The organism is Pseudomonas sp. B6002 (assembly GCF_013385985.1).
Lineage (GTDB): Bacteria > Pseudomonadota > Gammaproteobacteria > Pseudomonadales > Pseudomonadaceae > Aquipseudomonas.
The window spans coordinates 36,059-45,947 of record NZ_JACAOY010000027.1; the positions used below are offsets into that span (position 1 = coordinate 36,059).

Annotated in this window: 10 protein-coding genes; 1 reads left to right on the forward strand and 9 read right to left on the reverse strand. The window is 63.2% G+C overall.

The features are described 5' to 3' along the window. Position 1: 1 nt before the first annotated feature. The 9 genes from HX792_RS26385 to HX792_RS26425 form a co-directional block, all read right to left on the reverse strand. Positions 2 to 1,342, reverse strand: a complete 1,341-nt coding sequence (locus tag HX792_RS26385; protein WP_176998826.1) for an ABC transporter substrate-binding protein — start codon at positions 1,340 to 1,342, stop codon at positions 2 to 4. A 19-nt stretch (positions 1,343 to 1,361) separates the two neighbouring features. Further along, complete coding sequence (locus tag HX792_RS26390) at positions 1,362 to 2,411, reverse strand: branched-chain amino acid ABC transporter permease (protein WP_176998827.1); 1,050 nt, start codon at positions 2,409 to 2,411, stop codon at positions 1,362 to 1,364. 4 nt (positions 2,412 to 2,415) lie between these two features. Then, on the reverse strand, positions 2,416 to 3,297 hold the full coding sequence (locus HX792_RS26395; RefSeq protein ID WP_176998828.1) for a branched-chain amino acid ABC transporter permease: 882 nt from the start codon (positions 3,295 to 3,297) through the stop codon (positions 2,416 to 2,418). Next, positions 3,294 to 4,067 (reverse strand): ABC transporter ATP-binding protein, encoded by a 774-nt coding sequence (locus tag HX792_RS26400; protein ID WP_176998829.1) that lies wholly within the window; start codon positions 4,065 to 4,067, stop codon positions 3,294 to 3,296. The genes HX792_RS26395 and HX792_RS26400 overlap by 4 nt, the downstream gene beginning before the upstream one ends. Next, entirely contained in the window at positions 4,064 to 4,966 is a 903-nt protein-coding gene (locus tag HX792_RS26405; RefSeq protein WP_176998830.1) for an AMP-binding protein, read from the reverse strand. The genes HX792_RS26400 and HX792_RS26405 overlap by 4 nt, the downstream gene beginning before the upstream one ends. Positions 4,967 to 5,161: 195 nt before the next feature. Next, positions 5,162 to 6,541: an LLM class flavin-dependent oxidoreductase gene (locus HX792_RS26410; protein WP_176998831.1), complete on the reverse strand. Its 1,380-nt coding sequence runs from the start codon at positions 6,539 to 6,541 to the stop codon at positions 5,162 to 5,164. Beyond that, a complete protein-coding gene (locus HX792_RS26415; protein WP_176998832.1) occupies positions 6,541 to 6,867 on the reverse strand; it encodes an acyl-CoA dehydrogenase in 327 nt (108 codons plus the stop codon). The genes HX792_RS26410 and HX792_RS26415 overlap by 1 nt, the downstream gene beginning before the upstream one ends. 9 nt (positions 6,868 to 6,876) lie before the next feature. After that, complete coding sequence (locus HX792_RS26420; RefSeq protein ID WP_176998833.1) at positions 6,877 to 8,073, reverse strand: SfnB family sulfur acquisition oxidoreductase; 1,197 nt, start codon at positions 8,071 to 8,073, stop codon at positions 6,877 to 6,879. A gap of 154 nt (positions 8,074 to 8,227) precedes the next feature. Further along, a complete protein-coding gene (locus HX792_RS26425; protein WP_176998834.1) occupies positions 8,228 to 8,791 on the reverse strand; it encodes an XRE family transcriptional regulator in 564 nt (187 codons plus the stop codon). Positions 8,792 to 8,883: 92 nt separating this feature from the next. On the opposite strand from HX792_RS26425, the gene HX792_RS26430 reads away from it, so the two are divergent. Beyond that, complete coding sequence (locus HX792_RS26430; RefSeq protein ID WP_176998835.1) at positions 8,884 to 9,813, forward strand: DMT family transporter; 930 nt, start codon at positions 8,884 to 8,886, stop codon at positions 9,811 to 9,813. Positions 9,814 to 9,889 lie beyond the last annotated feature (76 nt).

Sequence of the window (9,889 nt, forward strand, 5' to 3'; positions counted from 1 at the left end):
CTTATTCATCCCCGGTGCAGGTGCGCGGCGTCAGGCCTTTTTCCTTGGCGAACGCGGCGGACTTTTCATCAATCAGCGGGCGCAGCAACGCGCGGTCGGCGGCGATCCAGTCGCTGATCAGCGTCCAGTTGGCGCCGTCCCACTGTTGCACCCGCGCTGAACCACCGCCTTCGTGGTCGCGGCACGACAGCTTGAGGTTCTGCATCAGGCCGAAGTAGCCCATGGCCTTGAGGCGTGCGTCGTCGATGCTCAAGTGTTCCAGGCCCCAACGGCCTTCTTCGCCGTTGAGCGGGCGCTTGCCGAACTTGGCCTGGGCGGTGCGGATCGCTTCCACCGCCACGGCCGCGTTCACCAGGCCGGAGTTGTAGTAGACGCTGCCGAAGTTTTTCAGGTCCTTGAGGTCGCTGTGGCCCTTGTCGAGGATGTATTGCTTGAGGCGCTTGTGGATCTCGAAGTCGGCACCGGCCGGGTACGGCGTGAGTGCCAGGTAGCCTTTGGCGGCGGCGCCTGCGGGCAATACGTCTTCGCTGGAACTGGCCCAGATATCGCCGATGATGTGGTCTACCGGGAAGCCGAAACGCGCCGCGGTCTTTACCGCCACCGGGGTGGACACGCCCCAGGTGCGCAGGAACACCCAGTCCGGATTGGCCTGGCGTACCTGGCGCCATTGTGCGGACTGCTCGTTGCCCGGGTCGGCCACCGGAATCTGGATGTTCTCGAAACCGTATTTCTCGGCCAGTAATTTCAGCGGGCCGAGGGTTTCACGACCGTAGGCCGAGTCGTGGTAGACCGTGGCGATCTTCTTGCCCTTGAGCTTGTCGAAACCGCCCTCGCGCTGGGCGATGTAGTTCACCAGCGTCGAGGCCTCGCTGTAGAAGGTCAGCATCACCGGGAAGTTGTAGGGGAACACCGTGCCGTCGGTGGCTTCGGTGCGGCCATAGCCGAGGGTGATCAGCGGGATCTTGTCCACTTCGGCCCGCTCACTCAAGGCATAGGCCGCCGGGGCACCGTTGGGTTGGTACACCGCGACCGGCGCGCCATCCAGGCCGTTCTTGAAGCGCTCGTAGCACTCGATGCCCTTCTCTGCCGTCCACTCGGTCTCGCATTCCTGCCACACCAGTTTCACGCCGTTGATGCCGCCTTCGACTTCGTTGATGTAGCGCAGGTAGTCGATCATGCCGGCCCACACCTGCACGCCGCTGGAGGCGTAGGCGCCGACGCGGTAGGTGGCCAGTGGGATGAATTGCTGGTCGGCCGACGCCACGGCCTGGGGCACTGCGCCGGCCAATGCCGCCAGCGCAAAGGCAGCGCCGGCCAGGGATCGTTTCAAGGATGCACGCATGGAAGATTCTCTTGGGAAGTTAGAAACGCAGCGGCCACTGCCGCACACGGTCACGCAGGTTGTGCAACAGGCGAATCAAGCCCTCGGGTTCCTTGATCAGGAACACGATGATCAACACGCCAAAAATGATTTTCTGCAGGTTCTGCAACTGTCCCGCGTCCACCGAACCGCCGAACAGCGCCTGCCCGGCATGGCTGAGAAAGATCGGCAGCAAACTGATAAAGGCCGCGCCGACAAAGTTGCCAGCGATGCTGCCCATGCCGCCGATAATGATGATGAACAGGATCTGGAACGACCGGTTGATATCAAAGCTGCTGGCGCTGGCCGTGCCCAGGTAGGCGAAGGCCCACAGCGCACCGGCGATACCGAGGTAGAACGAGCTGACCGCAAACGCCAGGCGCTTATAGCGCGCGACCGGAATGCCAACCACAGCGGCGGCGGTGTCCATGTCACGGATCGCCATCCAATTGCGCCCCACCTGGCTGCGCACCAGGTTGACGGCGGTCCACGTCAGCACCAGCACGGTGACCAGGGTCAGCAGGTAGCGGCCCAGCGGCGTGTTGAGGTCCTGGCCGAACAACGAGAGTTTCGGTGCGGAAATGGTGCCCGACGAGCCGTAGTTGTAGAACCAGGGAAATTTGACGAACAGCCACTCCAGGAAAAACTGTGCGGCCAGGGTGGTGACCATCAAGTAGAAGCCCTTGATGCGCGAGCTGGGCAAGCCGAACAACAGCCCGACCAGCGCACTGATGATCCCGCCACCGAGCAGCGCCAGCGGCAAGCCCAGCTCTGGCAGGCGCAGCAAGAACCCGTAGGTGGCAAACGCGCCGACCGCCATGAAGCCGGCAGCGCCCACTGAGGTTTGCCCTGTGTAGCCGGTCAGCAGGTTCAGCCCCAACCCAGCCAGGGACAACACCAGGAACGGGATAAGGATCGCATTGAGCCAATAGTCATTGCCCCACAGCGGCACCACGGCAAACGCCAGCACCGATAGGCCAATCAGGCTCCAGGGCACGCGCCGCTGGATCAGCAGCAACGGCGCGGTTTCTTGAACAACAGGGATCGTCATGGTTTCAGACTCGCTCGATGGCGCGCTCGCCGAACAGGCCGGCGGGACGGATGTACAGGAAAGCCAGGGACAGCACGTAGGCGAACCACGGCGTGATGCCGCCACCGATCAGCGGGCCGATGTACACCTCGGCGAGGTTCTCCGCCGCACCGACGATCAACCCGCCGACAATCGCCCCGCCAATCGAGGTGAAGCCGCCGATGATCAGCACCGGCAAGGCCTTGAGCACCACCAGCGACAACGAAAACTGCACGCCCTGGCGCGCGCCCCACAGCAGCCCGGCCACCAGCCCGACGACGCCAGCCACGGCCCAGACGATCTGCCAGATGCGGTTGAGGTTAATGCCGATGGACAGCGCCGCCGTGGTGTCATCCGCCACAGCGCGCAGCGACACACCGATGCGGGTCTTGTTGAACAGCAGCGCCAGTACCGTCACCAGCACCACGGCTGCGGTGGCGGCGATCAGGTCGAACTGGCTGAGCATCAACGGGCCGACAAACAACGGCACGTCGTCGATGCCCAGGTCCAGGGCGCGTACCTGCGAGCCCATCAAGCCTTGGGCCAGGCCTTCGATGATGAACGACAGACCGAGCGTGGCCATGAACAGGGTGATCTGCGAGCGATTCACCAACGGCCGCAACACCAGGCGCTCGATCAGCAAGGCGCCGACGATCATCACGATCACGGTCAGCAGCAACGCCAGGGCAAACGGCACACCTTGATCGTGCAGGCTGACAAAGGTCAGGGCCGCGAACAGCAGCATCGAGCCCTGGGCAAAATTGAACACGCCGCTGGCCTTGTAGATCAGCACAAAGCCAATGGCGACCAGCGAGTACATAGTGCCCGCGAGCAAGCCGCCGAGCAGGGTTTCAAAGAAGAAGGTCATGGGTGCACCGCCCCCAGGTAAGCTGCGATCACCTCGGGGTTGGCCTGGACGTCGGCGGGCGTGCCGTCGCCGACCTTGCGCCCGTAGTCGAGCACCACCACGTGGTCGGACAGGCCCATCACCACGCCCATGTCGTGTTCGATCAACACCACGGTGGTGCCGAGGTCGCGGTTCACGTCAGCGACGAAACGCGCCATTTCCTGTTTCTCTTCGGCATTCATCCCGGCCATCGGCTCATCCAGTAGCAACAGGCTGGGCCCGGCGATCAGCGCCCGGCCCAACTCCACACGTTTTTGCAGGCCGTAGGACAGGTTGCCCACCAGCACATCGCGGTGGGCTTGCAGCTCAAGGAATTCGAGGATGCCCTGGGCGCGCAGGCGGAAGGCTTCGGCCTCACGACGTGCGCGAGGCAGGCCCAGGGCCTGTTCGATGAAGGTGCTGCGCGTATGCCGCGACAGGCCAGTGAGAATGTTGTCGATCACGCTCATCTTCTTGAACAGCGCGTTGTTCTGGAACGTGCGGCCGATGCCCCGGCGCGCTGCACCCAGCGGGTCGATGCGGTGGAAGTGCTGGTCTTCGAACACGATCTGGCCAGCGTCAAAGCGGTACACGCCGTTGAGCACATTGAGCAGCGAGCTTTTGCCCGCGCCGTTGGGCCCGATCAGCGCGCAGATTTCCCCGCGTGCGACCTCGAAGGACAAGGCATTAATCGCCTTGACCCCTTTGAACGACAGCGAGATATCCCGCACCTGGAGGATGGCTTGGCTCATGCGATGTCCCGTTTGAATTCGGCCAGCCAGGCGGGCTCGGGGGTGGTTTTGAGGGGTTGCCAGATATAGGCCAGGCGCTGGAAACCAAGCAGCTTGCGCACGCGTTTTTTCAGCAGCCGGCGCAGGCCGCTTTGCGGGTGGGCGATGGCCCAGTCGCACAGGCGCCGGCGCCAGGTGCCGTGGGGGGCCAGGCGGTGTTCGATTTCATCGGCCAGGTGCTGCAAGCGCGCGGCAGACAACAGCAGGCCAGTGGGGGCGACTTCGCGGCGATCGCGTTGCGCCGAGGCCAGGCTCTCCGGGAACGCCAGGCCGTGACCGCTGTTGAGCCATTGCTCCAGCAACACCGCCAGGCCGCCCTGCCAATGGGTACCCTCCTCGCTCCACAACGCGGTTTCACCGGTGGGTTGCCACCAGCGGGCGAGGTGCTGGGCAGGATCTACCGGGCCCAGCAGTTGGGCGAAATCCAGCAGGTTGGCAGACTGCCAATGCCTTATCTGCTGGCGGTCCTGGGTGAAGGAATGGGTGGGACGAATGCGCCACAGGTGCTGTTGCAGCACCTCGGGTTCCAGGTTGTCGGCCAGGGTCAGCACCTGCCCGCCGATGGATTGCGCGGCCAGGGCCAACAGCAACAGGTTGGGTTCGAACGCACCGCTCAGGGCCAGGCGCGACTGCTCGCCAAAACCCTGCTGGCGCAGGCCATCGGCCAGGCGCTCGACATCGCGCAGAGCGTCGATCCAGCGCCAGGCATACCACTGGCCCTGGCGCTTGTGGCGCAGGGCCGTATGCAGCGGCGTGATCTGCGCCCAGTGGTGCAATTGTTCCAGGGCCTTGGGCAAGTTGCCGAGCAGTTCGGCGGGCCATTCCAGCACCAGCGGCCGTTTGAGTTCGTGCACGCTCATAGGGAGTACTCCTATTTAGGGTTAAGCGTGCGGTGGTCCGCTGGCCGGGATTTCTGGATCGACACCGATCAACTGTGGGAGCTGGCTTGTCGGGTCGCCGCATCGCTGCGATAACGGACTGTCAGTTGATTCAGCTCTGTTTGACCCACCGCTATCGCAGGCAAGCCAGCTCCCACATTGACCGAGGTGTTTCAGTTAGATTGAGTGGGCCTTGAGGTCGCGGTAGCCGGCGCCGGGGTGGTTCGCGCCCAGCCGGGCACCGTCGCCAAACAACTTTTCGCGCAAGGTGCCCTTGGCGTACTCGGTCTTGTACACACCACGCTTCTGTAACTCCGGCACCAGCAAGTCCACGGCGTCGATGAAGGTCTCGTGGGTCAGCGCGTAGGCCAGGTTGAAGCCGTCCACGTCAGTGTCTTCCACCCATTCCTGCAACAGGTCCGCCACGGTCTCAGGGCCGCCCACGAACAGCGGGCCAAAGCCGCCGATGCCGACCCAATCGGCCAGTTCGTTCGGCGTCCAGACCTTGTTCGGGTCCGCCGTGGAGAAGGCTTCCACCGCCGATTGAATGGCGTTGGTGTGCACATGCTTGAGCGGCTCGTCGGGCTTGAACTGGCTGAAGTCGATGCCGGTCCAGCCGGAGATCAGCGCCATCGCGCCTTCGTAGCTGACGTAGGATTTGTATTCCTCGAACTTGGCCTTGGCCTTGGCGTCGGTCTCGCCGACGATCACTGTCTGCAGGTTGAAGATCAGGATTTTCTTCGGATCACGCCCGGCCTCGGCCGCACGGCGGCGGATGTCGGCGACGGTCTTTTTCAACAGCACCTTGGATGGCGCGGCAACAAATACACACTCGGCCTGCTCGGCGGCGAACTGCTTGCCACGGCTGGACGCGCCGGCCTGGTAGAGCACCGGTGTGCGCTGCGGCGATGGCTCGCACAGGTGAATGCCGGGCACCTGGAAGTGTTTGCCGACATGGCGGATCTCGTGGATCTTGCTCGAGTCGCTGAAAATCTGCCGTTCGCGGTCACGCAACACCGCGCCCTCCTCCCAGCTGCCTTCCCAGAGTTTGTAGCAAACCTCCAGATACTCCTCGGCGTAGTCGTAGCGCGCGTCGTGTTCAGTCTGGGCTTTCTGGCCAAGGTTCTTGGCGCCGCTTTCCAGGTAAGACGTGACGATATTCCAGCCGATGCGGCCCTTGGTCAGGTGATCGAGGGTCGAGAGACGACGTGCAAACGGGTACGGATGTTCGAACGACAGCGAAGCGGTCAGGCCGAAGCCCAAGTGCTCGGTGACCAGCGCCATCGGCGCGATCAGCGACAGCGGGTCATTGACCGGCACCTGCGCCGCCTGGCGAATCGCCGCGTCGCCATTGCCGTTGTACACGTCGTAGATGCCGAGCACGTCGGCGATGAACAGGCCGTCAAACTTGCCGCGCTCGAGGATCTTGGCCAGGTCGGTCCAGTATTCCAGGTCCTTGTACTGCCACGAGCGGTCACGGGGGTGCGCCCACAGGCCGGGGGATTGGTGGCCGACGCAGTTCATGTCGAAGGCATTCAAGCGAATTTCACGGGCCATCAAAGCACTCCGTTGAGGTGGTAGTTGCCGACGATCTGGTATTTGGTACGCAAGGGATCATCGAGGGTCGACGGCAGTTCGGTGCGTTGGCCAGTCAGTTCGAATTCGGCGTTGCTCGCGGCGATGAGCGCCTCGGCGGCGGCGATCTGGGCTTCGGTCGCGGCGACAGGGCTAGGGTGGGTTTCGGCGCGTTCCAGCAACGCGGCGGCCACGTCGACACGGATCTGCAAGTCGCCAAAACGGCCGATCACGTAGGGATCGTCGCTTTTTTCAACGTGGCGGCGGGTGCTGTCCAGCAATTGGCGCGCAAGGTTCAATGCGGTCATGGGTCGTCCTCAGTTCCAGGCGTGGCGCGCAGGCTTCACGCCGTTAAGCACGAAGTTGCCGATCAGGTGGTATTTCCAGCGCGCCGGGTCGTGCAGGGTGTGGGTGCGGGCGTTACGCCAGAAGCGATCGAGGTTGTGTTTGCCGGTCACCGAGCGGGTGCCGGCCAGTTCGAAGAGTTTGCTGCTGGCGAGCAAAGCGGTTTCGGCCGACAGCACTTTGGCCTGGGCCACCACCAACGAGGCAAGCGCCACGCTGTCTTCGCTCGGCTCGGCGAGGGCGCGGTCTACGGCCAGGCCGGCTTTGGCGAGGATGGCTTCGGTGCCATGTACGCGCCATTGCAGGTCGCCGATGGCGGCGATGGTGAACGGGTCTTGCCAGCCGTGATCCTGTTGGCTGTCGATCCAGGGCCGCGCCTGGCGGGCGTAGAGCTTGGCTTGTTCGAGGGCACCGACGGCGATGCCGGTATCCACCGCTGCCTGGATGATCTGTGAAATCGGGCCGTTGGCCGTCGGCTGATCGAAGGCCAGGTGGGCCGGTATCACCGCGCTGCGCGGCACCGTGACACCGTCGAGGGTTACGCCGCCGCTGGCGGTGGTGCGCTGACCGAAGCCGTCCCAGCTGTCGATCACGTTCAAGCCCTGGGCGTCGCGCTCGACAAAGGCAATGTAGGCCTGGCCGTGTTCATTGTTGCCGACCGTGGGCACCAAATGAGCGAACAGCGCGCCGGTGCAGTAGAACTTCTCGCCATTGATTTGCGCGGTGTCGCCGTGGAAGCGGATCTGCGTGTCAAAGGTGCCAGCGTTTTTGCTCTTGGCCTCGGAGAAGGCGTTACCGAAGCGATAGCCTTGCAGGACTTTGCCGAAGTAATACTGCTTTTGTTCCTCCGTGGCCGTTTGCAGCAGGATGTCCACCACGCCCAGGTGGTTCTGCGGAATCTGCCCCAGAGAGGGGTCGGCAGCGGAGATCAACTTGATCACCTCGGCCACCGTCACATAGGACACCTCGGCGCCGCCGTAGGCCTTGGGAATAGTGATGCCCCACAAGCCGCTGGCAGAGAACTCGTCAAGCTCGACCACCGGCAGGCGCCGCTCGCGGTCGCGCGCGCTGGCGTCGACGGCAAAACGTGCGGCCAGCCGCTTGGCGACCTCGATGGCTTCCGCGTCCGAGCGGATGATATGGGCAGGGTGTTGAGGGTGGGCTGTCATGGGCCGACTCCAGGCTCCGATGGGATATCGGAGGGATTGCAGGAGTCGTGCCTGAATTTAATACCCAATAAAATCAGCCAGTTGCTGGCTAATCAGGTGTTTGCGTGGCGTTTCAAACCAGCAAAGTGTCCATCCACTGTTGCCGGGCGAACAGTTAGATCACCACGTTGCGCACAAACCGCACCGGCACGTCGCCGTCGTTGCGATAGCCATGCACGTGACGGCTGGCGAACATGTAGAACTCACCGGCGGCGACGCGCTTGTCTTCCTCGCCCACCAACAAGGTGAGGCAGCCTTCGAACACAAACAATTGCACGCTCCAGCCATCCGGATCGGGATCTGGGCTGTAGCGATCGCCCGGCTCCAGCTGCATCTCCCACAACTCAACCTCGCGCCGCGCCGTGGCCTTGGCCAGCAACACCGCCTTGCTGCCTGGAATTTCACCGGCCCAGGCCAGCTCGTTGATGCGGCTGTGGTCGGGGGCGTCCGGCGCCTGGATCAGGTCGCTGAACGCCACGTCCAGCGCTTCGGCCACACGGTCGAGGGTGGACAGGCTGACGTTCTTCTCCCCCGCCTCGATGGCCACCAGCATGCGCCGGCTGACCCCGGACTTTTCCGAAAGCGCGGTCTGGCTCAAGTCGGCGGCGTGGCGCAGGCGACGAACGTTCTGGCTGACGTGCTGCAGGACCGAGGCCCGTTGTGGATTTTCTTTGTGCACTATATTGCTCAATGGGTGGGTGTGCGCAGTATACTGCCCAGCGTGCGGCGCATTGTGCGGTCCGTGCCTTTCCCTTGCAAGACCGAGCCGCCATGACCACCCCGAACGCCTCACCCCGTTTCAACCGTTTCAGTAAAGCCGAATGCATCCTGGTGGTGATCACCATGATCTGGGGCGGCACGTTTTTGCTGGTGCAGCACGCGATGACCGTCAGCGGCCCGATGTTTTTCGTGGGCCTGCGATTTGCCGCGGCCGCCATCGTGGTGGGCTTCTTTTCCTTGCGCACCCTGCGCGACCTGACCTTGTTCGAGTTGAAGGCCGGTGTATTTATCGGCGTGGCAATCATGTTTGGCTACGGGCTGCAGACCATTGGCTTGCAGACGATCCTCAGCAGCCAGTCGGCGTTTATCACTGCGTTATATGTGCCGTTTGTACCGTTGCTGCAATGGGTGGTGTTGGGCCGTCGCCCGGGCTTGATGCCGAGCATCGGCATCATGCTGGCGTTTACCGGCTTGATGTTGCTGACCGGGCCGGCGGGCGCATCGCTGAATTTCAGCCCGGGCGAAATCGCCACGCTGATCGGCGCGGTGGCGATTGCCGCTGAAATCATCCTGATCGGCGCCTTTGCCGGCCAGGTAGACGTGCGCCGGGTGACCGTGGTGCAACTCGCCACCGCCTCGGTGCTGTCCTTCATGATGGTGGTGCCGATGGGCGAAGCGCTGCCGGGGTTCTCGTGGTTGCTGCTGTTCAGCGCAGTGGGGTTGGGCCTGACCAGCGCGGTGATCCAGGTCGCAATGAACTGGGCGCAGCAAAGCGTTTCGCCGACACGCGCCACGTTGATCTATGCCGGTGAGCCCGTGTGGGCAGGCGTGGTTGGGCGAATTGCCGGTGAGCGTTTCCCGCCGATTGCAATGCTGGGGGCAGCGTTGATTGTGGCAGCGGTGATCGTGAGCGAGATGAAGACCAAGGGGCAGAGGGCGGCAGAGCGAGAAGATGCGTTGGAGCAGGAACGCATGGGTTAAGGCCCCCCGCTTTTGATCTGCTTTGCTTTTGATCTTGATCTTGATCTTGATCCAAGACGCCCCGTCAACCACGCTG